The following is a 25,470-nucleotide window of genomic DNA, read 5'->3' on the forward strand; positions in this document are numbered from 1 at the left end:
CTCTTTAACTGAGCATCTGTTTGAGCTCATACAGTGCGGTCATCGCCTCAATCGGCGTCATGGTCTCAATTTGCATGCTGCGCAGCCGGTCGGCAACCGCATTGGTTCCCAAATCCATCAGCGATACCTGCGCAGGTTCACTATCCGCGACTGCATGCACTTCAACCTTGGGCGTATTGCTCTCAAGATCGGCTAAAATACGCTTGGCACGCTTGATGACCGGATTGGGCACACCAGCTAAACCAGCAACCTCAATACCGTAGCTGTCATCTGCGCCGCCGCGCACAATCTTACGCAAAAATGTAATGTTATCGCCGCGTTTTTTGACAGCAATATTGTAATTCTTAATGCCATCCACCAGATCTTCCAGTGCGGTCAGTTCGTGGTAATGGGTGGCAAACAGGGCGCGTGCACCGATGCGCTTTTTATCAGCGACATACTCGACAACAGCACGGGCGATGGACATACCATCATAAGTGGATGTACCGCGTCCAATTTCGTCCAGAATGAGCAGGCTATTGCGCGTTGCACCGCGCAAAATATCTGCAACTTCGCTCATCTCGACCATAAACGTAGATTGGCCGCTTGCAAGGTCATCCGATGCACCGACACGGGTGAAAATACGATCCACAATACCGATACGCGCCGAAGCCGCTGGTACAAACGAACCCATCTGCGCCAAAATAGTGATCAGAGCAACCTGACGCATATAGGTGGACTTACCTGTCATATTCGGGCCGGTAATAACAGCAACACGGTTGTCATCCTGATCGAGCAGCGTATCGTTCGGAATAAACAGACCGCCGCGCAGCATCTTCTCGACAACCGGATGACGGCCATCCTTAATATCAATCCGTCCGGAGAAATCCACCTCCGGGCATACATAATGCTCATTGGCTGCCAAATCACTCAGCGCTGCCAGTACGTCGATATTGGACAGCGCATGTGCCGTGCGCTGGATGCGGTGTACCTGCGCTGCAACGTGCTCACGCACCTCGCAGAACAGTTCGTACTCCAATGCGGTCAGACGTTCCTGTGCACCGAGCACCTGGCCTTCCAGCTGTTTGAGTTCCTCGGTAATGTAGCGCTCACAATTGGCAAGCGTCTGCTTGCGGATGTAATGCTCCGGAACTGCGTCCAGATTGGTCTTGGTGACTTCCAGATAATAACCAAATACGCGATTGTATCCGATCTTGAGTCCCTTAATGCCGGTCGCCTCGCGCTCTCGCTGCTCGATCTCGGCAATCTTACCCTTACCGCCCGATGCCAGCCCGCGCAGATCGTCAACTTCCGGTCGGAAGCCCGGTCGAATCAGTCCGCCTTCACGCACCGAAACCGGCGGTTCGTCTACAATGGCGCTGCCGATCAGCTCACAGATATCGGTCAGCGGATCAATGCGCTCGTTCAACTCGTGCACGAGCGGGATCTTATCCAGCTCAGACAGCAGCTGCTTGATAAGCGGCAAGCGCTCGAGCGATGTCTGCATGGCGCGCAGATCACGGCAATTTGCCGTGCCGTAGACCACACGGCCAATCAGACGCTCAATATCAAAAAGCTGGTCAAGCTCATCGGTCAAATTAGAGTGCAGTACCGGATCGTCACACAGTGCACCGATTGCCTGCTGACGCTTGCGAATGTGCAAGGGATTAAGCAGCGGCTTTTCCAGCCACTGACGAATCATACGCGAACCCATTGCCGTCTTGGTACGGTCGATGACCCAGAGCAGCGAACCCTTCTTTTCCTTGGTTCGCATGGTCTCGCACAGCTCCAAATTACGCCGTGCAGTCAGGTCAAGTTCCATGTACTGACCCTGCTGGTAGACGTTAAGTGTATTCAGTCCGCCCAAGCTGGCTTTCTGCGTTTCCTCCAGATAGTGCAGCAGGCCACCCAGTACGCGCACGACAATGCCATTTTCCCCCAGTCCGTTGGCCTCAATTGCCTGCGCACCGAAATGGGTTTCAACCAGTGCATACGCCTGTTCTGCATCAAATGCCTGCGCATCGAGCGGCGAGAAAATAGAATCTACACGCTCTTTCAAAAAGCCTTGCAGCGAGGCATCGGTCACAGCATCACCGCCGAGCAGGGTCTCGCTGGGCAGAAAACGTCCCACTTCGCTGAGCAGTTCGCCTGCGGTGGTTGTCGAGGTCGCATATACTTCACCCGTGGAAATATCGGCAAAGCATACGCCGCCGGCAGCGCCCTCGGTAAACAGACAACACAGGAAATTATTGCGGCGTTCATCCAGCATGGAAGCCTCGATCACCGTACCCGGCGTGACCATGCGCACAATATCGCGCTTGACCAGTCCCTTGGTGGTCTTGGGGTCTTCTACCTGCTCGCAAATCGCCACCTTATAACCCTTGCGCACCAGACGACCAATATAGCTTTCGCTGGCGTGATAGGGTACGCCGCACATGGGCGCACGCTCTTCCTGTCCGCAGTCACGGCCGGTCAGCGTCAGTTCCAGTTCACGCGAGACCAAAATGGCATCGTCAAAGAACATCTCATAAAAGTCGCCCAGACGATAAAACAAAATATAATCGCGGCACTTCTCCTTGATCTCGAAGTACTGCTTCATCATTGGGGTTAGCTCTGCCATGTTTTTTCCTTCTTTTCTCGGTCTCATACGCTTCGGCCAAACAGGCAGCGCAGGGAAGTTTTTTCAATCACAACATCGGCAAACTCACCGATCTTCAAGTCATCACCCGCACAGCAGACCAGCAGACCACCCTCGGTGCGTGCGGTCAGCGGATACTCGGTCCCCTTGCTCGTACCATCTACCAGAACGCGCAGGCGCTTGCCCTGATAGGCGTCCTGTCTTGCCTGCACCGTCTCGTCCTGTGTCTTGAGCAGACGCTCAAAGCGTGCCTGCTTAACTGCGTGCGTGGTGTCATCGGGCATTTCTGCCGCAGGTGTACCGCTGCGCTTGGAGTACAGGAAGGTGTACAGCATGTCAAAACCAACTTCTGCAACCAGCGTGCGCGTCTTTTCAAAGTCTTCCTCGGTTTCTCCCGGGAATCCAACGATGATATCACTCGACAGGGTGATATCCGGCATCTTGCTGCGTGCATATGCGATCAGCTCACGATAGTGCTCGGCAGTATAGCCGCGATTCATGCGCTTGAGCACGGTATCGCTGCCCGACTGGAACGGCAGATGCAGCTGCTTTGCCACCTTATCACAGGCAGCCATGGTATCAAACAGCTTATGCGAAGCGTCCTTGGGATGGCTGGTCATAAAGCGCAGCAGGAAATCTCCGGGTACTTCGTTCAGGCGCATGAGCAAGTCAGAAAAATCGATCTGCTCGTCCAAGTCCTTACCGTAGGAGTTTACATTCTGACCAAGCAGCGTGATATCTTTATAGCCGTCTGCGACCAGCTGCTCTAACTCGTGTACGATCTCCTCCGGTGCACGGCTGCGCTCGCGGCCGCGAACATAGGGTACGATGCAATAGGTACAGAAATTGTTGCAGCCGTACATGATGGACAGCCATGCCTTGGTACCGCCGTCACGCAGTACCGGCAAGCCCTCGGCGATATAGCCTGCCGCGTCTCCACTGGTATCAAAGACGCGCTTATCTCCGGTCAAGCGGCGATACAGCAGCTCGGGAAAACGCCAGAGCGCATGGGTACCGAACACCAGATCGACCTGCGGATAACTCTTCTTGATTTTGTCCGGCATGTGCTCCTGCTGGACCATACAGCCGCACAGGCAGATGGTAACCTCAGGACGTGCCTTCTTCAGATGAGACAGTGCGCCGACATTGCCCAGCGCACGGCTCTCTGCATGCTCACGCACCGCACAGGTGTTGATGACAATGACATCGGCATCTTCGGTACGGTCGGTCTTTTCATAGCCCATTTCGTCCAGCATGCCGGCGATCCGCTGGGTATCTGCCTCGTTCTGCTGGCAGCCAAAAGTCTGGGTGAAGGCTTTCGGGCGCTGTCCACGCACCTGTGCCTTGTCCTCGTTCATACGGGCGATGAACTGCATATATTCATACTGATGTGCAATCTGTTCTTGCGAGACAACTGTCTTGTTATTTGGCATGTAATTTCCTTTCTGCCGAACGAATTCAATTATCGGAATGCCTGCATCTTATCGTTATAGACGCACAGGCGGTGATATGCCGCACTCGAAATTTCATACTGCGGCAAATACTGCGCAATCGCACGCGTCAGATACTCCGGGCTCATATTATTATTGCCCGCAGCGGTCACGACCTCGGCGACCACCTGACCGTCCTGCTCGGTAAGTGCAAAACCGTTCATCAGCTCGCGCATGTTGACGGTCTTTTCGCCGCGCTTGGAGCGCTTGACGATCTCCACCGTCGGCTGTGCAAACAGCTTATTGACATTCTCTGCAAAATCTGCGGGCACGCCGTCGGCAAACGACCAAGTGATTCGATACTTCGACCATGCGATATCGCGCAGCGGCATACCGCCGTCTGCGAGCGGATAAATCTCAATGGCACGCAGGCCTTCCGGGAACACGGCATTGAGTGCTTCCACGGCATTGATCGGTACATTCTCGGACAACAGGTTAAAGTCCAAAAACTCATACTCGCCCGAGTAACCGGTCGAGAGCGGAAGGGCAACCGACACGTAAGCGTGCTGGTTAAAACCCTCGGTAAACCAGAGCGGCATCTGGCAGCGTGCCATTGCACGCTGCATGGTATGCATCAGATCGAGGTGAGAAATATATTTCGCACGGCCTTCCTTGGCAAATCGCATTCTAGCCTTAAACACAGCACTTACCTCCCTCGAGCAGTCGATTGGAGCCGCAGGCAGCACACTGCTGCATGCAGTCCGGGGTGACAATCGCCTGACGCGAACGCTCCCATTCACGCTTCAAGTGATCCTTGAGCGTACCGCAGCCGATATGATCCCACGGGAACAGCTCGTCGAGCGGGCGCTGACGGTATGCGTAGAACTTGGGGTCCAGTCCGCAGGACGCAAATGCATCCATCCACTTTTCATACGAGAAGCACTGATCCCAGCCGTCAAACTTACAGCCATTCTTCCATGCGGTATAGATGGCAGCACCCTGACGGCGGTCACCGCGTGCAATGACGCCCTCCATGACCGAAGTCTCAGCATCATGCCAGTTATAAGTCACGTTCTTGGTGCGCATGATCTTCTTCATATAATCCTGCTTGCCGCGGAACTCCTCGAGCGAGTTCTGTGCATCCCACTGGAACGGGGTCTGCGGCTTGGGCACGAAGCACGAAGCCGAGGCCGTGATTTTAACGCCGCGCTGACGGTTGTCGGTGTTCATGCGCCAGCAGTAAGCGACCTTCTTGCAAATCTCAGAGATACCGTCGAGGTCTTCCGAAGTCTCGGTCGGCAGGCCAATCATAAAGTACAGCTTGACATTATTCCAGCCGCCCTTGAATGCGATCTCACAAGCGTGCAGGACATCGTCTTCGGTGATATTCTTGTTGATGACATCACGCAGGCGCTGGGTACCTGCCTCACACGCAAAAGTCAGACCGCTCTTGCGCACCTTCTGGACGCGCTGCATGAGCTCCGAGCTGAAGCTGTCCGCGCGCAGCGACGGCAGCGACAGGCTGATATGACGCGGCTCACAGTAGTCGAGCATGCACTCAGTCAGCTCACTCAGTTCACCGTAATCACTCGTGGACAGTGAGGACAGCGAAATCTCCTCGTAACCCGAATTTTTCAGGATAGCCTCGGCCTGCTTCATCAGGGTTTCCTTAGACTTGCGGCGCAGCGGGCGATAGGTATGACCTGCCTGACAGAAACGGCAGCCACGCGGACAACCGCGGAACAGCTCGATCATCGCACGGTCAAATACGATATCGGTCGAGGGAACGACAAAATAATCCGGATAGTACATGGTATCCAGATCGCGTACAATGCGCTTCTGTACGAATGCCGGTGCACCGTCCTTAGGTGTAATTGCCTTGATCGTACCGTCTTCCTTATAGCCGACCTCATAGAGCGCCGGAACGTACATACCGCGAATCTTGGCCGCTTCGACCAGGAATTCGTGCTTGGACAGACCACGCTGTACCGCACTCTGATACAGATTGGTCAGATCGAGCATGATCTCCTCGCCATCACCGATCATAAACAGATCGATGAAATCGCAGAGCGGTTCCGGGTTGTAAGCACACGGGCCGCCGGCGACAACCAGATTTTTAAGGCCCGGACGATCCTTAGCCAAAATCGGCACGCCGCCCAAATCCAGCATGTTCAGAATATTGGTAAACGACAGCTCGTATTGCAGCGTAAAGCCGATGATATCAAAATCAGACAGCGGATCGCCGCTCTCCAGACCATACAGCGGAATTCCTGCGCGGCGCATCTCGTCTTCCATGTCAATCCAGGGCGCAAAGACGCGCTCACACCAGATGTTCTTCTGATCGTTGAGCAGTCCGTACAAAATGCGCGAACCCAGATGGGACATACCGACTTCATAAACGTCGGGGAAACAGAACGCAAAGCGTAAATCAACATTGTTTTTATCTTTGGTCACAGATCCCCATTCACCGCCGACATAACGGGCAGGCTTTTGTACACGGGGCAAAATCTGTTCCAGAGCAGTATGCAGCATGACAATCCTCCATTTCATATACAGAGTTTATTATATTACGAATCCCGAAAAAGCGCAATTCAAAATCTCGAAAATGCTTTTTCCGCGGAAAAGATTGTGCTTTTAAGCTAAATTTCGTGCGTATCGAAATTTCTTTTTTCAACGAATCGCAGACCATCTACATGACAAAGGGAGACGCTTTACACGTCTCCCGTCGTTTCTTCCTGTACATGTTCGATGCCCTGCCGCAAAATGGTGCGAATATGACCATCGCACAGGGTATAATACACCGTCTTTCCCTCTTTGCGTCCGACAACCAGACGCGCCTGTTTGAGAAAGCTGAGCTGATGTGAAATGGCCGACTGGGTCATACCCAGAAGATCGGCAATGTCACATACACACAGTTCGTGAATCGCCAGCGCGGACAGAATCCGCACTCGTGTTTTATCCGCAAATGCCTTGAAAAAATCCGAAGTCAATCGTGCAGTCTGCTCGTCCGGCATCCGGCATCCAACCTGCTTGACCGCTTCGCAGTGTACGCAGTTTTCTTCGCAGCACATCAGAGGTTCGTTCACCATAGTTTCACCTCATACCGTTCTACCCGGTCTCTCTCCGAGCCGGTATATCTATTATACACGATTCCCGCCCTGTTTTTCAAACATATTTTCTATTTTGTCCCCTATTCCGCGCATTTTGACAGTTTTCATCCTTTTAATGACATTTTTAGAGAATTTGTATTTTAGATATCTCACGTTTTGTATCATTCATATAAAGAAAGAAAACTGCTGGAATATAAAAAGTGCAGCTGAAATCAGCTGCACTTTTATGTTTATCGGTTGATTTTCTTATCTTCCTGAATCTGGTCGCTCGTAATGACTTCCTTAAGTCCAGCTGCCAGTCCTGCAAGACCCTGAATCTCAGACGGAATGATGATCTTAGTTGCCTTGCCGTCTGCCGCCTTGGAAAATGCCTCAAGTGCTTTCAGACGAATGATCGGATCGGTCGGTGCGGCATCATTCAGCATCTGGATGGAATCTGCCAGCGCCTTCTGTACGGTCAGCAGTGCTTCTGCCTCGCCTTCCGCTTCCTTGATCTTTGCCAGTCGCGTTGCTTCTGCGCGCAGAACCATGGACTCCTTCTCGCCTTCTGCAACCAGAATCTTGGACTGCTTCTCACCTTCTGCGGTCAGGATTGCCTCTCGACGATCACGCTCTGCCTTCATCTGCTTTTCCATCGACTCACGAATCGCAGTCGGCGGAATGATGTTCTTCAGCTCGACACGTCCCACCTTGATGCCCCAGGGATCGGTCGCTTCGTCCAGAATCGCACGCATCTTGGTGTTGATGATATCACGGCTGGTCAGCGTCTGGTCAAGTTCCAGATCACCGATGATGTTACGCAGCGTCGTTGCGGTCAAGTTCTCAATCGCTGCCATGGGATTTTCAATGCCGTAAGTATAGAGCTTCGGATCGGTAATCTGAAAATATACAACGGTATCAATCTGCATGGTAACATTATCCTTGGTGATAACCGGCTGCGGCTCAAAGTCAACAACCTGCTCCTTCAGCGTTACCTTGCGGACAATGCGCTCAAACAGCGGAATTTTTACATGCAAACCGGTGTTCCAGGTGCCCTGATAGGTGCCCAGACGTTCAATAATATACGCATGTGCCTGCGGCACGATGACAATGTTCTTTGCAATGATGATCAGAATGATCAGTGCCAGAATAATCCAACCAGCGATAGTCGCGATAGTAGCCATACTTGACCTCCTTACTTCTTCATACCTTATCGGTCGCCGGGACAGACTCGACAATTGCTTTCACGCCGACAATCTCTCGCACGCGTACAACACTCCCCTGCGCGATCGGTGCGCCGTCCGCCGAGCGTGCCGTCCAATACTGTCCCATAATCTTGATTTCACCCTGTGCTTGTGTGTTGTCAATCGCCTGTGTCACAATTGCCTGTTCGCCCAGAATACGATCGGCATTGGTGGCTGCTCCCTTCGGTTTGAGCACACGCCGCGCAAACGGACGAATCAAAAGCATAAAAATTGCAGACACGATGATAAATACCACCCACTGCACTGGCACAGAAGCGCCTAATGAAGCTGCGATCAGGCTTCCGACTCCGCCCAATGCAAACCAGACTGCATTGAGACTGAGTGTAATCGCTTCCACAATCAACGCCGCGACGATGACAAGAATCCAGCACACGTTGTCTGACAGCCAAAACATTCGAGTATCCCTCCTTTGAACTGGGTCGATCCTTTCACAAGTATCTTACCCGGCTGTTTATCGCTATTATACTGCACCGGTGTTAAAATGTCTATGCTTTCTGATATTGATACCAGATTGTCACCAAAAAAGGCGGCTGTCCATACGAACAGCCGCCTGAAAGTATTCTTTTGTACCAAATTATCTGGGAATTAGTACATGCCGCCCATGTCCGGAGCCGGAGCAGTCGGAGCAACAGGCTCCTTCTTGTCTGCAACGATGCTCTCGGTGGTCAGAACCATCGAAGCGATGGATGCTGCGTTCTGCAGAGCCGAACGGTTTACCTTGGTCGGGTCTACGATGCCGGACGGGATCATGTCGCAGAACTCTTCCTTGTAAGCGTCAAAGCCGAAGCCAACCTTACCAGAATTCTTGATGCGATCGAGTACAACTGCACCGTCTACACCAGCGTTTGCAGCGATCTGCTTAACCGGTGCTTCCAGACCACGCATGATGATCTGTACGCCGGTCTTCTCGTCGCCCTCAACCTCGCTCAGCAGCTTCTCAACTGCCGGGATTGCGTTGACGTATGCGGTACCGCCGCCTGCAACGATGCCTTCCTCAACTGCTGCACGGGTTGCATTCAGTGCGTCCTCAATGCGCAGCTTCATTTCCTTCATCTCAACCTCGGTTGCAGCGCCAACCTTGATGACTGCTACGCCGCCTGCCAGCTTAGCCAGACGCTCCTGCAGCTTCTCACGGTCGAAGTCAGAGGTGGTCTTCTCGATTGCATTGCGGATGGTTGTAACGCGAGCCTTGATCGCCTCAGAATCGCCAGCGCCGTCAACGATGGTAGTGGTCTCCTTGTTGACCTTAACCTGACGAGCCTGACCCAGCATCTCCAGAGTCGCGTCCTTGAGCTCGATGCCGATGTCCTCAGAGATTACAGTACCGCCAGTCAGGATTGCGATATCCTGCAGCATATCCTTGCGGCGATCGCCAAAGCCCGGAGCCTTAACTGCAACGCAGGTAAAGGTGCCGCGCAGACGGTTTACGATCAGGGTGGACAGAGCCTCGCCCTCGATGTCCTCTGCAATGATGAGCAGCTTGCGGCCCATCTTTACGATCTGCTCCAGGATGGGCAGCAGGTCAGCGATAACCGAAATCTTCTTGTCGGTGATCAGTACCAGTGCGTCGTCCAGAACAGCTTCCATCTTCTCGGTATCGGTTACCATGTAGGGAGTAACGTAACCGCGGTCAAACTGCATACCCTCAACAACCTCAGAGTAGGTCTCTGCGGTCTTGGACTCCTCAACGGTGATAACGCCGTCGGTGGAAACCTTCTCCATTGCCTCGGAGATCAGCTTGCCGATCTCGTCGTTGCCAGAAGAAACAGCTGCAACACGTGCGATATCAGCTGCGCCGTCTACCTTCTTGGACTGCTCAGCGATTGCCTTAACAGCGGTCTCAACAGCCTTGTTCATGCCCTTACGCATGACCATCGGATTTGCACCAGCAGCCAGGTTCTTCAGGCCCTCGTGTACAAATGCCTGTGCCAGCATGGTAGCGGTGGTGGTACCGTCGCCTGCAACGTCGTTGGTCTTGGTTGCAACTTCCTTAACCAGCTGTGCACCCATGTTCTCAAACGGATCGTCCAGCTCGATGTCCTTTGCAATGGTGACACCGTCATTGGTGATCAACGGAGCGCCGAACTTCTTTGCCAGAACAACATTGCGGCCCTTGGGACCCATAGTAACCTTAACGGTGTCGGCCAGCTGGTCGATACCATTCATCAGAGACTTGCGTGCTTCTTCGCCAAACTGAATCTGCTTCGCCATAACTCAATTACTCCTTACAATATCAAACAAATAATCAAATGGAATACGCTTACTCAACAACAGCCAGAATGTCACCCTGACGGACAACGATCAGGTCTTCGCCGTCAATCTTGACTTCGGTGCCGGAGTACTTGCTGGTGATTACCTTATCGCCAACCTTTACCTGCATGACAACTTCCTTGCCGTCAACGATGCCGCCGGGGCCAACCGCCAGAACCTCAGCTACCTGGGGCTTTTCCTTTGCGGAACCGGTCAGGATAATACCGCTTGCAGTGGTCTCTTCTGCTTCGACCATCTTGATGACAACGCGGTCAGAAAGGGGCTTCAAAGTCATAATCTATTCCTCCTAAAAGATTAGAATACAAAATCACTTAGCACTCAAAACGTCAGAGTGCTAATCCGGTTATTATGATACATCAAGTATACTGGAAACGCAAGTGGTTTTTTGAAGAATCTAACAAAAAATTTGTGAAAAATTTATGAATGCTTATCGACGTTCCCGCTTTCCGGAGTTTGGCACTTTGCTGTCTCTCCTGCCAAACGGTCGGCGCGCCTCCTGTGGACGGAAATACATATACAGATCACATTTAATCATGCCGTTATACAGCTTGCGGCGCTTGTCCGCCTGGTATCCATAAAAACGCTCGAATTCCGGGTCGGATGTCAGGTAATACTGGCGCAGTTCACTCTTTCCGACCGCACGGCCAACTGCATGGTAAATCGCCTGCGCACTCTCGCGGTCCATCAGGCGCTCGCCATACGGCGGATTGGCAAACAGGACACCGGACTGCGGATACACTCGCTTGGCTGCGTCTGCCTGCTCAAAGCGGATAAAATGTCCGACGCCTGCCTTCTTGGCATTTTCCTGTGCCAGCACCACGCACGCCGGGTCAATATCACTGCCGCACATGTCCAGCGTCAGATCGGTACGCACCGCTGCAATCGCCTGTTCACGCGCTGCCTTCCAGCGTGCATCTCCAACCCAGGACCACTTCTCCGCATCGTAAGTGCGCATGAGTCCGGGTGCACGATTGAGCGCAATCATGGCTGCCTCAATGGCAATCGTGCCCGAACCACAGAACGGGTCGATCAGCGCATCGCGGCCGCGCCAACGCGCCAGCTTGACCATCGCTGCTGCCAGCGTCTCACGCAGCGGTGCCGCATTGGCATTGGCACGATAACCACGCTTGTGCAGTCCCGAGCCCGAGGTATCCAGATAGATTTCTGCCATATCGTGCATGATCGAAAACTGCACCTGACAGCGGACACCCTTTTCCTCAAACCAGCTCACGCCATAATGTCCACCCAGTCGGGTGACAATCGCTTTCTTGATGATCTTCTGACAGTCGGGCACACTGTGCAGTTTGGAATCCAGTGCATGTCCCTTAACCGGAAATGCCGCATCTACCGGCAGAAAATCCTCCCACGGAATTGCCTTGACGCCTTCAAACAGCTGGTCAAACGTATCCGCCCGGAAAGCTGCCAGACGAATCAGCACGCGCTCGGCGCAGCGCAGATTCATATTTGCCCAGATCAGCGTATCCTCATCGCCGGTAAACAGGACGCGGCCGTTTTCCGCGCGTACATCGGTCAGCTTACCGCCAAAACGCAGTTCATCGGCAACGATTCCTTCCAATCCGAACAGCGTCGGACAACAAAACTCTAATTTCATCTTTCCACCTCAACATCTAAAACAGCGAGCATTCTGCAAAAGAAAGGCTCCTGTCCTGAGACAGGAGCCAATCACTTTTTCTGACCTCATAATACCTTGTTTCTGCCAAAAAGTCAATAGAACAGCATCAAATCATGCATCGGACGCCCGCGAACGGACAGGTATTTTTCGATTTTGATGTCAAACAGCCGCAGAAAGCACAGATACAGCGCGATCGAACATACCACCGCACAGCACAGTCCCATCCACTGGCCGCCCAGCCAACCGACAAAGAACGAATAGAAAATCCGCGTCCACAGCCATACCGCAAACCCACATAGCAGCGGTGCACCCAAAAAGCGCTGGAGGCGGATGACCAGAGCGCCGCAAGAAACCAATCGAATCAGGTTGCACAAAACCACATAGATCGGCGCGATGCACTGGGCAATCAGATAGCCATACACACGCAAATGCGGCTGTCCTGCCATGAGATATACCAAAATCAGTTGAAGTGCTTCACCGGACAATGCGCTCATGACCGTAAACTGTTGTCGTCCGATGCCGTTGAGCAGACAGCCAGTAATCATCTGGTAATAGCAAAAGATTGCAGACAGACCGATGAGCCAAAAATACCCGGTGGGAACAGCTCGATAAAAAAACAGTCGGGCGATAACCGGGGCAAGCGGCAGCAAGAGTGCGGTTGCCGGAATGCCCACGATGCCGGTCGCGAACAAACTCTGTGAGGTAAAATGCTGCAATCTGCTTTGATTGTGCTTGGAGGCGTATCGACTGGCCTGAGGCATGGCTACCGTGCACAAGGATGCCAGCAGCGCGATCGGCAAAAACATGATGGGAGATGCGATGCCCGAGACAATACCCAGTGCAGAAATGGCTTCGGTACGAGACAACCCTGAAGCGACCAGACGAGTCGGCAGAATGACCGCACCGGCAGACGCAATGCCATTGGTCACAAGCGCTGAGGCCGAGACCGGCAGGACAATCTTCCAAAACGGGTCTTTCCCGGTTGGCGGTGGACAATGCGCAGGCAAATGCAGTCCCCCATACATGTGTACCATCATCGCAGCACTGACGCACTCACTGATTGCCATGCCGGTGAAAATCAGCACAGCAATGCGTCCCAGATCAGCAGTCTGCTCAAAAGACAGCAGCACAATGGTCGCGCCGATGCGTACAATCTGTTCGGTCAGTTCACTTGCCGCCGCGTTATCCACGCGATTCATGCCGATCATGGTGGATTTGAGAATATTCTCAACGCCGGTCAGCAAAATACAGACCAGCATAATGGGCATGGCATCTACCGTGCGCCCATCGCCAAGCAACTCGGTGCCGATCCAATCCCGGAATCCGAGCAGGATGGTGCCTGCACACAGGAAAAAGCACAAAAAAGTACGTGCAGCTCGATACACCAGCTGTCGTACTGCTCCCGCTCGCCCTTGGGCACTCCACTCGGCTGACAGGCGGGTGCATGCCATCGTAACACCCGAAAGTGTCGCTGCGTGAATGACAATATACGCAGAAAACGCCAGACGATAAACACCCAGTCCCTCAGCTCCCGCAAACCGGCTGAGGAAAATACGATATACAAATCCCAAAAGCTGAAGGCCAATGTTGGAGACACAGAGCAAAAACAGCCTTCCCATGAAACTATCACACTTCCGCATGGACACGCCCCCTTTGTTCTCGTTCCAAGTATACGGGACCACGCTCCAAAAAAGACCAAACAAAAAGCGATGCAGAAAAGGTATCTGCACCGCTTGAATGTCATATATTTGAAATCAGATACGCTTAGCCAGCTTCTCGCTGTACTGTGCGCGGAACTCAGCAAAGGTTCCCTGATCCAATGCCTCTCGAATCTTAACCATCAGATTGTTATAGAACCACAGGTTATGCTGTACCAGAAGGCGCTGGGACAGCATCTCGCCTGCCTTGAGCAGATGACGGACATAAGCACGCGAGAACTTGCGGCAGGTCGGGCACTGACAGCCTTCTTCAATCGGACGGTCATCGGTCTGGTACTTCGCGTTATGGATATTCATAATACCGTCCCAGGTAAACAGGTGACCGTGACGTGCATTACGGGTAGGCATGACGCAGTCGAAGAAGTCAATGCCGCGTGCAACGCCCTCGATGATATTGGACGGTGTACCAACACCCATCAGGTAACGCGGCTTATGCTCAGGCGCATGCGGCAGAACAACATCCAGAATATGATACATCACATCTGTGCTCTCACCGACTGCCAAACCACCGATTGCATATCCGGGTAAATCTAGCTTTGCAATCTCCTCCATGTGTGCGATACGCAGATCATCATAGGTACCACCCTGGTTGATACCGAACAGTAGCTGATGCGGATTGACGGTATCCGGCAGACTATTCAGCCGTGCCATCTCCTCTTTGCAGCGTACCAGCCAGCGCGTGGTACGGGCACAAGAGTCCTTTACATACTCATAAGGCGCCGGATTCTCAATGCACTCGTCAAATGCCATCGCGATATCCGAACCCAGATTAGACTGGATGCGCATGCTCTCTTCCGGACCCATAAAAATCTTTCTGCCGTCTACATGCGAGTTGAAGGTCACGCCTTCCTCTCGGATCTTGCGCAGCGAAGCCAGCGAGAATACCTGGAATCCACCCGAGTCGGTCAGCATGGGGCCATCCCAGCGCATAAACTTATGCAGACCGCCCATCTGCTTTACAATCGCGTCACCCGGACGTACATGCAGATGATAAGTATTGGACAGCTCTACCTGACAGCCAAGTTCCTTCAGGTCAAATGCGTCAACCGCACCCTTGATTGCGCCAGCCGTTCCGACATTCATAAATACAGGGGTCTGCACCAGGCCGTGTGCGGTCTGAAACGCACCACGTCGTGCCTTACCCTCGGTTTTCTTTAACTCAAATGCTCCAATTTCCATTGTGTCACCTCTTGATCTGAAACTCTCTTACAAAAACAGCGTGCTATCGCCAAACGAGAAGAAGCGATACTCCTGTTCTACCGCAGTCTTATACATATCCAGCACCCGCTCGCGTCCGGCAAAAGCCGAAATCAGCATCATAAGCGTACTCTCGGGCAAATGGAAGTTGGTCACCAGATGATCGATGCACTTAAAGCGATATCCCGGATAGATGAAAATATCCGTCCAGCCAGACTGCGCACGTACCGTGCCGTCTTCCGCTGCAATGGTCTCCAGCGTGCGGCATGCGGTTGTGCCAACTGCAAATACATCATGTCCCTGCGCGTGTGTCTCGTTAATAATACGTGCTGTCTCCTCATCCATGGTATAGAACTCAGAGTGCATGATATGATCGGTAATCTCTTCCTCCTTAACCGGACGGAAAGTTCCCAAACCAACATGCAAAGTCACAAACGCGGTCTTTACACCCTTAGCACGAATTTCATCCAGCAGTTCCGGGGTAAAATGCAGTCCCGCAGTCGGCGCTGCTGCCGAGCCCGGTGTCTTGGAGTAAACGGTCTGGTAGCGCTCCGGGTCATCCAGCTTTTCCTTAATGTAGGGCGGCAGCGGCATGGTGCCCAGCTGCTCGAGCAGCTCAAGGAAAACGCCCTCATACTGGAAGCGAATCATGCGGTTGCCATCCTTAGGATTGACCGACTCAACCACACCGGTCAGCAGTCCATCACCAAACGACAGCTTGACACCCTCGCGGGTCTTCTTACCCGGTCGGGTCAGGCATTCCCACACACCGTCACCATGATCGGTCAGCAGAACGACTTCGATCGGCGTGGTACGTCCTTCGGCCTGTCCCATCAGGCGTGCCGGAATGACGCGCGAGTTATTCATAACCAAGCAGTCACCCGGCTTTAAATATTCAATCAGATCGTGGAAATGTCTGTGCGACAGTTCTCCCGTCTTGCGGTCCATGACCAGCATACGCGATGCGTCGCGCTGCTCCATCGGATGCTGTGCGATCAATCGCTCGGGTAAGTCAAAATAAAAATCACTCTTCTTCATAGTAAATCGGGCGGTTTCGCCCTGGTTCCTCCTTCGCTGTTTGTTCCCGTTCTATCTCAAACCTTACTTTACCGTAACGCCGGTAAAGTAGAACTGTAAAATCTGATTGTAGGTATATCCCTGTTCAGCCATTGCCTTCGCGCCGTACTGACTCATACCAACACCATGTCCCCAGCCGGTTCCGCTGAATGTATAGCTCGCTCCGGTTGCTGCCGGGTCTGCTGTATTCATGGTTGTCTGGCCACCAGACGTGGTCGTCGTAATGGTCTGGGTACCCGTTCCGGTCAGTGCAGTCTTGCCGTTTGCCGAACCAATCGCAGACACAGTGCCATTTCCCGACACTGCATACAAGCTGCCATCGGTTGCCCGGGTACCGTTTATGTACAGTCCACTTGCCGCAGAATTCGTAACTGCCTGCGTAGAACCCAGACCGTTCACCGTATAGCGAATGCTGTTGAGTCCCAGTACTGTACGGCATTTATCCTTGGACAGCACGACCTGCTTCCCGCTCGTATCGGTGATCGTGAGTTCATTGACATTGCCCACTGCGGTACGCTTTGTCACCTGAACCGACTGTATCGTACCAATCGAATATCCCGCGCTTTGCAGCTTAGACTGCACCTCAGCCGCAGTCAGCGTCACGCTCCACACGCCATTCGATGCCGCAGCCGTATTTTCATACGGGTCGACCTTGCCGGTCAGGTATGCATAGTTACCGCCCCAGACGTTAACCGAAGACTCGGTCGCACCGCCGTCCGACGAGAAGAAATATCCAACGACCTTTTTGTCATTCTCGTAAATATACTTTCCCTGTGTCTCATCGACTGCCGCGTCTGAATTTGCGGTTGCGCTGTTCGCTCCCTTATATACCTGACAATGAGTGCTGTTGCAGACATCAAACCCCTGGCTCTTATGGCGGTCCATCTGTCCGTCAGCATATGACCGTGCGCAGACAGCCTGCGCTTTGAGTGCTTCCTTGGGCCAGCTGGCCGACATCTCATACGGAATAACGCCCTTGATATAGTCCTCCAAACCGACATAGTTCACCACTGTCACAGCGTTGCCCGTTCGGGTATATACAAAGTCGCCGCGATACTTATATTTGTTAAACCAGGTCAGCGTTCCGCGCGGCGAAATGGCAAGTGTCGTCCCGCTCGTCTGATAGAGCACCTGTCCGGAATCGGTATCCAATACAGCCAAACCAGTTCCCTGCGGCTTGATCGTCAGTCGGGTCTGGCTCACGCTGGTCACCGCCGAAAACGATGTACCGTTCATGGTGTCGATATCATATCCCGTACCGTCAACATTTTGAAGCTGTGGTGCGGTCATTGCTGTCGTATCATACGCCAGTCCCACACGTACAATCGTCTGACTCTGTACAGTGGATACCGCCGCCGAAGCCGGTGTGCACAGCAGCACGCCCGCAAGCAAAAATGCTGCAAATCGACGTTTCATACGAACTGCCTCCTTTTTTCATGAATCTCGTCTTGACAAACCGCATCCTGTGCAATAGAATAAAGGCATATTATACTTTACCTAAATAAAGAAATTTCCTTCAGATAGAGGCGCGGTGTTCATCAGTATCGTCTGGGAGGGGCCGTAACCCCGGTGACCATACGAAAAAGGGACCATCGCCGAAGGTCAGCCTGCGTTACGGCACGGCCGTCCTGGATGCCGCGGAGAATATCCCGTCGTCTGTCACTGCATAGAACGATTCGCGCTGTGCCGGTGGAGTGCTGTCTTGGTTTAGTTAGGACAATGATCCTGTCTTTCCATTATAGTGAGTCTATACCGGTTTTTCAACCGGTTTTTTTCGTATCTGTCGGAGATTTCAAGTGAACGGTTAAGATACAGGAGGATCTTGTAATCATGAAGCAGTATCAGGTAGGCATTGTGGGCGCAACCGGCATGGTCGGTCAGCGTTTCTCTCTCCTTTTGGAAAATCATCCCTGGTTCCACGTCGTAGCTCTCGCAGCTTCCGGCCGCAACAAGGGCAAGACCTATGCAGAGGCCGTTGAGGGCCGCTGGAAGATGACCCGTCCCATCCCCGAGTCCATGAAGGATATGGTTCTTCTGGATGCAACCGAGGACGCAGAGCTTCTCGCTTCTAAGGTCGATTTCATCTTCTGTGCCGTTGATATGAAGAAGGATGAGATTCGTGCACTGGAAGAGCGCTATGCAAAGCTCGAGTGCCCGGTTATCTCCAACAACAGCGCAAACCGCCTGACTCCCGACGTTCCCATGATTATCCCCGAGATCAACGCTGACCACGCCAAGATCATCGAGGCACAGAGAAAGCGTCTGGGCACCAAGCGCGGTTTTATCGCAGTTAAGTCTAACTGCTCCATTCAGAGCTACGTTCCCGCACTGTCGGCCATCTGGGATCTGGGCGTAGAGGAAGTCGCTGTCTGCACCTACCAGGCAATCTCCGGTGCCGGCAAGACCTTCGACACTTGGCCGGAAATGATCGACAACGTCATCCCCTACATCGGCGGCGAGGAAGAAAAGTCCGAGGTTGAGCCGATGAAGGTTTGGGGTCACATCGAGGGCGACCACATCGAGCCCGCAGTTTCTCCCAAGATCACCGCACAGTGCCTGCGTGTACCGGTTGCCGATGGTCACATGGCAGCTGTCTTCGTAAAGCTCAAGAACAAGGCTTCCAAGGAAGAGATCATCGCCAAGTGGCGTGCATTCTCCGGCCGTGCACAGGAGCTCAAGCTGCCTTCTGCTCCCGAGCACTTCCTGACCTACTTTGAGGAAGACAATCGTCCTCAGACCAAGCTCGACCGCGATCTTGAGGGCGGCATGGGCGTTTCGGTCGGCCGTCTGCGTGAGGATTCCGTATTCGATTACAAGTTTGTCAGCCTGTCGCACAATACCCTGCGCGGCGCAGCAGGTGGTGCGGTTCTGATGGCTGAGCTGCTGTGCGCCGAGGGTTATCTGGACTAATCGGCAAGGAGGAAACAAGTTTACTATGAAAAAGCCTGTATTTACCGGTGCCGCTGTTGCAATCGTCACCCCGTTTACCGCTTCCGGCGATGTAAACTATGACGAATTCAAGAAGATCATCGATCATCAGATCGAGCATGGTACCGATGCAATCGTCATTGTCGGTACCACCGGCGAGTCCTCTGCCATGACCCTCAAGGAGCATGCAGAGGTCGTCGACTTCGGCTGCTCTTACATTGCAGGCCGCGTTCCGGTTGTTGCCGGTGCCGGCTCCAACGATACCGCGGCTGCCATCGAGCTGACCCGTGAGGCTGCGGCTTCGGGTGCAGACGCCGTTCTGTCGGTTACCCCGTACTACAACAAAACCACCCAGCGCGGTCTGATCGCACATTTTGAGGCAATCGCAGATTGCAGCGACTGCCCGGTTATCCTGTACAACGTACCCAGCCGTACCGGCCTGAGCATCGCAGCTGAAACTTACGCTGCACTGTCCAAGCATCCCAACATCAACGGTGCAAAGGAAGCAAGCGGCAATTTCTCTCTACTGATCGAGGCAATGCACCTGTGCGGTGACGAGATGAACTTCTGGTCGGGCAACGATGATCAGATCGTTCCCCTGATGGCAATGGGCGGCAAGGGCGTTATCTCGGTTCTGTCCAATGTCGCACCGGCTGAGACCCACAAGCTCACCCAGCTGTGCCTTGAGGGCAAGTATGAAGAGGCGCGCCGCATGCAGCTCGATTATCTGCCCCTCATCAATGCACTGTTCTGCGAAGTCAACCCGATTCCGGTCAAGAAGGCGATGGAGATTCTGGGCTGGAAGGTTGGCGACCTGCGTCTGCCGCTCGTCGGTGTAACCGAGGAACACGAAGCGCTGCTGCGTCGTGAACTCGAGCGCATGGGCTGCAAGATCTGAGGTGTATCCCATGCCTAAAATTGTTCTTTCCGGCTGTAATGGCCGTATGGGCCGCGCGATCACCGATATCTGCGCGACAAAGCCCGACATGCAGATCGTAGCTGGTTTCGATCTCAATGCGGTTTCTCTGTCCGATTACCCGGTCTTTGCCCATCCGGCAGAGTTTACCGGCGACTGCGATGTTGTCATCGACTTTTCCAATGCAGCACTGACCGAAGAACTGCTGGCGTTCTGTCTGTCTCGCCATGTTCCGGTCGTAATCTGCACCACCGGTCACTCACCCGAGCAGCTCGCTCAGATTCAGGCAGCTTCCGAGCAGATTCCGGTCTTCCGTTCGGGCAACATGTCCATTGGCATCAACCTGCTGATGGATCTGCTGAGAAAGTGCGCATCCGTTCTCGGTGAGGATTACAACGTCGAGATTGTGGAAGCACACCACAACCAGAAGCTTGATGCGCCCAGCGGTACCGCACTGATGCTGGCCGATGCTGTTTCCGAGGCACTGCCCTATGATGCTGAGTATGTCTACGATCGTCACGAACGCCGTGAAAAGCGTCCGGCGCACGAGATTGGCATTCACTCCATCCGCGGCGGTACCATCGTTGGTGAGCACAGTGTTATGTTCTGTGGCCGTGATGAAGTAATCGAAATTAAGCACTCTGCGCTCTCGCGTGAAGTCTTCGCCGTCGGTGCAGTCAACGCTGCCGCTTTCCTGGCAAAGCAGACGACACCCGGACTCTACAACATGAGTCACGTCATTGCAGCACAGTAACCGGTTCTTTCCAAACCAAATAAAGTTTCAAAGATCCGGAGTCTGTCTCCGGATCTTTCTCTTTATGTATCTTGCATGCTCTGCTGTAATTTTTTACAAAGTTTTCATAGACGCTGCTTGATTTTCATGGTATAATCACCATAAATCTATTTATTAACCCTATATTTCATCTTTGGGAGGTTTCTTTTTTCCATGGACAGTAGTCACATACCCCTGGTCATAGCCATCGTCATTCTCATTGTTGGCTCAGCCTACTTTTCAGCCACTGAGACCGCGTTCTCATCGCTTAACCGTATCCGCATGAAAAACATGGCAGCTGACGGCAACAAGCGTGCTCAGCTCGCGCTGGATATGGCAGATCAATACGACCGTCTGCTCTCGACCATTCTGATCGGCAACAACATCGTAAATATCTGCTCGACCTCCATCGCCACCGTTCTTTTCATCGCATGGTTCGGCTCGAGCACCGGTCCGACGCTCTCTACCGTTGTCATGACCGTTCTGGTTCTGATCTTCGGTGAGATTTCTCCGAAAAGTCTGGCTAAGGAATCTCCCGAAAAGTTCGCGATGTTTTCCGCTCCTATCCTTCGCATCTTTCTCACCATCCTCGCACCGCTCAATTTCCTGTTCGGTCAGTGGAAAAAACTGCTTTCTCACATTTTCCCCACCGAAGCGGAAACCAGCATCACCGAGGATGAGCTGCTGACGATCGTGGATGAAGCGACAAACGACGGCACGTTCGACGAGCAGGAAAGTGACCTGATTCGCTCGGCAATCGAATTTAACGATCTGGACGTCATCGATGTGTTTACGCCCCGTGTATCGGTCTGCGGCATCGAGGACACCGCGACAAACGAGGAAATTATCGAAGTGTTCCGCGACACCGGATTCTCTCGTCTGCCGGTCTATCAGGACAACATTGATCACATTGTCGGTATCCTGCATGAGAAGGATTTCTACAATCATGTGATTGCTGAGCACAAGCCGCTCTCGTCTGTCCTTCAGCCCCCGCTCTATATTGCACCTTCCCTTCAGATTTCCGATCTGCTCCGTCTCTTCCAGCAGAGTCAGACCCACCTGGCAATCATCACCGATGAGTACGGCGGTACGGCCGGCATCGTAACGATGGAAGATATCCTGGAAGAGCTGGTCGGCGAAATCTGGGACGAACACGATACGGTAGAACCCGAGATCGAACAGCTCTCGGAAACTTCCTACCGGGTACGCGGTGAGACCCGTCTGTCCAAGCTCTTCGACGAGCTTGACTTGGATACGCCGGAAACCGACCTGACAACGGTGAACGGTTGGTTAATGTCTCAGTTAAGCTCGATCTATGACAAGGAGGTCTTTGTGTTCAACGGTCTGCGCTTTACGATTGAACAGACCAACGGTCGTTACATCTCGTTTATTCTGGTTGAACGCATCTGCCCCGAACCGCTGGATTCGACAAAGGACAGCGCATCTTAAAACGCATACATAAAACGCCCCGACGAATATCATCGGGGCGTTTTTTTCGTTTACTTGAGCAGCGCAAAAACGACACTATCAATCAGCTTGTCATTCTTGCAGACGCGATTGCAGAAGTATCCCTCTCTCTGGAAATGATCTTTTTCCAGCACGCGGATTGATGCCGGGTTATTGGTCAGCACTTCGGCCTCAATGCGCACCAGATCGGTTTCACGGAACGCCCGCTCGCACAGGTCAGCGACTGCACGGGTGGCAATGCCGCGATTCCAATAGGACTCTCCCAGCCAATAGCCTAATTCGCCATTTTTACTGTACACGTCGTCTCCAAACGTCAGCGTAATGCCGCCCGCAATCTTACCGTCCACCTCGATTGCACGCACCCAGGCACGGTCACAATGGGTACGCAATGCGCCGTTGATAAAGAATTGTGCGTCCTCTTCGGTGTACGGATGCGGAAATACATTGCGCAGATGCTCTGCTACCTTCTCGTTGTTTGCCTGCTCTGCCAATGCCGCAGCGTCTTCCGGCTTCCATGTACGAATCTGAATCTCCATCTTACATTCCCTTTCTCCATCAAATGGTATTGGTTTGTGGGATAAGGGATATAAAAAAGCCCTCGTCCCTGACTACGTGCAAGGACGAGAGCGAAATCGCTTCGTGTTACCACCTTCACTTTATCCGCACCTCACGATGCGAACCTCTGCGGGTACGGAACGGACAGACTGCCGCTCGATATCCAGGCGCTGTAATGGGCGCACCCATCGCATCCTATTGCGTGATGATCTCACGCAGGTCGGTACGCGGCTCCAAGGCCATTTTCCAGACGCGCTTCCAGTCCCCGTTACACCATCCCGAGGCTCTCTGTGCTTTCGGTCACGTTGTACTTTCCTTTTCATCGCCTTTATGCTATGAATCTGTTTCACTATGAGGTCAGTATAACACCCGTTTCCCTGTTTGTCAACCGATTTTCAGTTACACGCCCTGCCCCTCGAACGATGGAATAAAACTCTCGCTGATCGACTCTTTATCCTGCAAAAATCCGGCAAGTCCCAGCTCAGAAAACAGCGTAACCGCCTGCTCGTATTCTTCGTCTGTAATCTTTCGGTCAAGCTCCGGGTAACGCTCTGCCATACCGAACGGTGTGTACTGGCGCATCAGGCTGACCAGAATCCGATCACCAAAGTGCTCGGCCAGATAGCGCAACACCTGTGCGGTATCTCCTGCCAGCCCCGGAAGCATCAAATGCCGAACGATTGTGCCACGCGTCATCATCCCCGTCTGGTCAAACTGCGGCGCACCGGTCTGGCGCACCATCTCGGCAATGGCTTCCTTGGCAAAGTCGGGATAATCAGGTGCACCTGAGTACATCCCGGCATAATAGCTGCTGTAATACTTGAAATCAGGCAAATAGATGTCGATGAGGCCATCCAGCATGCGCAGCGTCTCCACCATCTCATAGCCGCCGCAATTATAGACGACCGGTATATGCAGATCCTTTGCCCGCGCCTGCTGCAAGGCTGCTCGCACGGTGGGTGCATAATGAGACGCAGTGACCAGATTGATGTTATGTGCGCCCTGCGTCTGAAGCTCCAGAAAGATTTCGGTCAGACGCTCCTGCGTCACCGGTTTTCCCTGCGCTTCCCGTCTGCTGATCGTCCGGTTCTGGCAGAATACGCATCCCAGTGTACAGTGGGTGAAAAAGACCGTACCCGAGCCTCGTTCACCGGACAGCGGCGGTTCCTCCCACGCATGCAGTGCCGCACGTCCGACATAAACCACATCAGATGCGCCGCAGAATCCACGTGCGCCACTGGTACGGTCGACACCGCAGCCGCGCGGACACAGGGTACAATGACGATATGCATTCGGTTCCATTTACGTTCCCTCTTCCCCGTTGAAATCTGTCTTATCTTACCACACCCCTTCTTTTTTTACAAGGTACGCATAGCTGTCCAATGGTTTCATCTTTCAATCATGCTTTGACGAACACCCGCAAACGTAGTAAAATGAGAAACAGACAGACAACAGGAGGTTCTATTTATGCGATATGTCATCTCTGAATATGCGCACGATGCCTGTCCGCTCTTACGCGACTTTCTTATCTACATGACAACCATTCGCGGCAAGTCGCCCAAGACTGCCTTTGAATATTTTCTGGATTTGCGCCTTTTTCTGCGCTTTATCAAAATCAGCCGTGGGCTTGTATCGCGTGATACCCCGTTTGAAGAAATTTCCATCTTCGACGTGGATGAGTCGCTGCTGAAAACCATTCGGCTGACCGATATTTACGATTTCCTGACCTACATCGGCGAGCAGCGTCCGACTCAGGCCAACAGTCCGGCGACCGACTACGGTCTGTCCCCGATTTCCCGCGCGCGCAAGGTATCTTCTCTGCGCTCGTTCTTCCGCTACCTGACCGATAAAGTTCACGTACTGGACTCCAACCCGGCTGGTGGTCTGGAACTGCCCTCCAAGCCCAAGGAACTGCCCCGCTATCTCACAACCGATGATTCCATCCATCTGCTGCAAAGCATTGAGGGAAAATACGCCGAGCGGGATTACTGCATTCTCACGCTGTTCTTAAACTGTGGCCTACGTGTGTCCGAGTTGGTCGGACTCAACCTGACCGATGTGCGCGAAGGCACACTGCGTGTACGCGGTAAGGGCAACAAAGAGCGCATGCTCTATCTCAACGAGGCCTGCGAAGAAGCAATCGCACAATATCTTCCCCAGCGCATCATACCGCACGAGGCCGACCGTGACGCACTGTTCGTCAGCCGCAATCGCAACCGCATCAATGTGCAGACGGTCAAATGGCTGGTCAAGAAATACATTACGGCTGCCGGTCTTGACCCGACCAAATATTCCGCACATAAGCTGCGTCACACCGCCGCGACGCTCATGTATCAGAACGGCGTGGATATCCGCACCTTGCAGAATGTACTCGGCCATGCCCGTGTCGACACCACCATGATCTACACCCACATTGCCGATCAGCACGTGCGGGAAGCTGCCGAGCGCAACCCGCTCGCGCATATGACGCGCAGCAAACAACCTAAAAACGTCGATTCTGACCAAGATTGATTACAAAAAAGACGAGCGCATCCC

At 53.1% G+C, this 25,470-nt stretch carries 21 protein-coding genes and 1 riboswitch; of the genes, 5 read left to right on the forward strand and 16 right to left on the reverse strand.

Annotated features, from left to right (window positions below):
* Positions 1-4 precede the first annotated feature (4 nt).
* The 14 genes from mutS to B5F17_RS04525 all read right to left on the reverse strand — a co-directional run bounded on the left by mutS (position 5) and on the right by B5F17_RS04525 (position 17,713).
* Positions 5-2,599 carry a DNA mismatch repair protein MutS gene (gene mutS / locus B5F17_RS04460; protein WP_087371245.1) on the reverse strand — a complete coding sequence of 865 codons (2,595 nt, stop codon included), beginning with the start codon at positions 2,597-2,599 and terminating at the stop codon, positions 5-7.
* A gap of 23 nt (positions 2,600-2,622) precedes the next feature.
* Positions 2,623-4,050 carry a tRNA (N6-isopentenyl adenosine(37)-C2)-methylthiotransferase MiaB gene (gene miaB / locus B5F17_RS04465; RefSeq protein WP_087371248.1) on the reverse strand — a complete coding sequence of 476 codons (1,428 nt, stop codon included), beginning with the start codon at positions 4,048-4,050 and terminating at the stop codon, positions 2,623-2,625.
* 29 nt (positions 4,051-4,079) lie between these two features.
* Positions 4,080-4,748 (reverse strand): TIGR03936 family radical SAM-associated protein, encoded by a 669-nt coding sequence (locus B5F17_RS04470; RefSeq protein WP_143287668.1) that lies wholly within the window; start codon positions 4,746-4,748, stop codon positions 4,080-4,082.
* A complete protein-coding gene (locus tag B5F17_RS04475; RefSeq protein WP_087371254.1) occupies positions 4,741-6,579 on the reverse strand; it encodes a TIGR03960 family B12-binding radical SAM protein in 1,839 nt (612 codons plus the stop codon). Before B5F17_RS04475 ends, B5F17_RS04470 begins: the two co-directional genes overlap by 8 nt.
* A 179-nt stretch (positions 6,580-6,758) precedes the next feature.
* A complete protein-coding gene (locus tag B5F17_RS04480; protein WP_016146584.1) occupies positions 6,759-7,136 on the reverse strand; it encodes an ArsR/SmtB family transcription factor in 378 nt (125 codons plus the stop codon).
* A 251-nt stretch (positions 7,137-7,387) separates the two neighbouring features.
* A complete protein-coding gene (locus B5F17_RS04485) occupies positions 7,388-8,320 on the reverse strand; it encodes an SPFH domain-containing protein (protein ID WP_087371257.1) in 933 nt (310 codons plus the stop codon).
* 19 nt (positions 8,321-8,339) lie between these two features.
* A complete protein-coding gene (locus tag B5F17_RS04490; protein WP_087371260.1) occupies positions 8,340-8,795 on the reverse strand; it encodes an NfeD family protein in 456 nt (151 codons plus the stop codon).
* 191 nt (positions 8,796-8,986) lie between these two features.
* A complete protein-coding gene (groL, locus tag B5F17_RS04495) occupies positions 8,987-10,612 on the reverse strand; it encodes a chaperonin GroEL (protein WP_087371263.1) in 1,626 nt (541 codons plus the stop codon).
* Between the two features lie 49 nt (positions 10,613-10,661).
* Positions 10,662-10,946 (reverse strand): co-chaperone GroES, encoded by a 285-nt coding sequence (locus tag B5F17_RS04500; protein ID WP_016146580.1) that lies wholly within the window; start codon positions 10,944-10,946, stop codon positions 10,662-10,664.
* 153 nt (positions 10,947-11,099) lie between these two features.
* Positions 11,100-12,284, reverse strand: coding sequence for a THUMP domain-containing class I SAM-dependent RNA methyltransferase (locus B5F17_RS04505; protein WP_087371266.1), 1,185 nt, complete (start codon positions 12,282-12,284; stop codon positions 11,100-11,102).
* 113 nt (positions 12,285-12,397) lie between these two features.
* Positions 12,398-13,945 carry an MATE family efflux transporter gene (locus B5F17_RS04510; protein ID WP_087371269.1) on the reverse strand — a complete coding sequence of 516 codons (1,548 nt, stop codon included), beginning with the start codon at positions 13,943-13,945 and terminating at the stop codon, positions 12,398-12,400.
* Positions 13,946-14,059: 114 nt separating this feature from the next.
* A complete protein-coding gene (gene tgt, locus B5F17_RS04515) occupies positions 14,060-15,202 on the reverse strand; it encodes a tRNA guanosine(34) transglycosylase Tgt (protein ID WP_087371272.1) in 1,143 nt (380 codons plus the stop codon).
* 27 nt (positions 15,203-15,229) lie between these two features.
* Positions 15,230-16,258: a tRNA preQ1(34) S-adenosylmethionine ribosyltransferase-isomerase QueA gene (gene queA, locus B5F17_RS04520; RefSeq protein WP_016146576.1), complete on the reverse strand. Its 1,029-nt coding sequence runs from the start codon at positions 16,256-16,258 to the stop codon at positions 15,230-15,232.
* Positions 16,259-16,321: 63 nt separating this feature from the next.
* Positions 16,322-17,713, reverse strand: a complete 1,392-nt coding sequence (locus B5F17_RS04525; RefSeq protein WP_087371275.1) for a SpoIID/LytB domain-containing protein — start codon at positions 17,711-17,713, stop codon at positions 16,322-16,324.
* A gap of 97 nt (positions 17,714-17,810) precedes the next feature.
* A riboswitch (Lysine riboswitch) is annotated at positions 17,811-18,005 on the forward strand.
* A 122-nt stretch (positions 18,006-18,127) separates the two neighbouring features.
* Here B5F17_RS04525 and asd point away from each other — a divergent pair.
* From asd to B5F17_RS04545, 4 genes are all read left to right on the forward strand, one after another.
* Positions 18,128-19,207, forward strand: a complete 1,080-nt coding sequence (asd, locus tag B5F17_RS04530) for an aspartate-semialdehyde dehydrogenase (protein ID WP_016146574.1) — start codon at positions 18,128-18,130, stop codon at positions 19,205-19,207.
* Positions 19,208-19,232: 25 nt separating this feature from the next.
* The gene (gene dapA, locus B5F17_RS04535; RefSeq protein WP_087371278.1) at positions 19,233-20,123 is read left to right on the forward strand and encodes a 4-hydroxy-tetrahydrodipicolinate synthase; all 891 of its coding nucleotides are present in this window, start codon (positions 19,233-19,235) and stop codon (positions 20,121-20,123) included.
* Positions 20,124-20,133: 10 nt separating this feature from the next.
* Positions 20,134-20,895 (forward strand): 4-hydroxy-tetrahydrodipicolinate reductase, encoded by a 762-nt coding sequence (gene dapB / locus B5F17_RS04540; protein WP_087371281.1) that lies wholly within the window; start codon positions 20,134-20,136, stop codon positions 20,893-20,895.
* Positions 20,896-21,087: 192 nt separating this feature from the next.
* Positions 21,088-22,362: an HlyC/CorC family transporter gene (locus B5F17_RS04545; protein WP_087371284.1), complete on the forward strand. Its 1,275-nt coding sequence runs from the start codon at positions 21,088-21,090 to the stop codon at positions 22,360-22,362.
* Positions 22,363-22,412: 50 nt separating this feature from the next.
* Here the strand turns inward: B5F17_RS04545 and B5F17_RS04550 are convergent, their stop codons facing one another.
* Positions 22,413-22,916: a GNAT family N-acetyltransferase gene (locus B5F17_RS04550; protein WP_087371287.1), complete on the reverse strand. Its 504-nt coding sequence runs from the start codon at positions 22,914-22,916 to the stop codon at positions 22,413-22,415.
* 418 nt (positions 22,917-23,334) lie between these two features.
* Complete coding sequence (locus B5F17_RS04555; RefSeq protein ID WP_087371290.1) at positions 23,335-24,237, reverse strand: radical SAM protein; 903 nt, start codon at positions 24,235-24,237, stop codon at positions 23,335-23,337.
* 165 nt (positions 24,238-24,402) lie between these two features.
* Here B5F17_RS04555 and B5F17_RS04560 point away from each other — a divergent pair, with 165 nt between their 5' ends.
* Positions 24,403-25,446 (forward strand): tyrosine recombinase XerC, encoded by a 1,044-nt coding sequence (locus tag B5F17_RS04560; RefSeq protein WP_016146568.1) that lies wholly within the window; start codon positions 24,403-24,405, stop codon positions 25,444-25,446.
* Positions 25,447-25,470 lie beyond the last annotated feature (24 nt).

This window comes from Butyricicoccus pullicaecorum (assembly GCF_002160355.1).
GTDB classification, from domain to species: domain Bacteria; phylum Bacillota; class Clostridia; order Oscillospirales; family Butyricicoccaceae; genus Butyricicoccus; species Butyricicoccus pullicaecorum.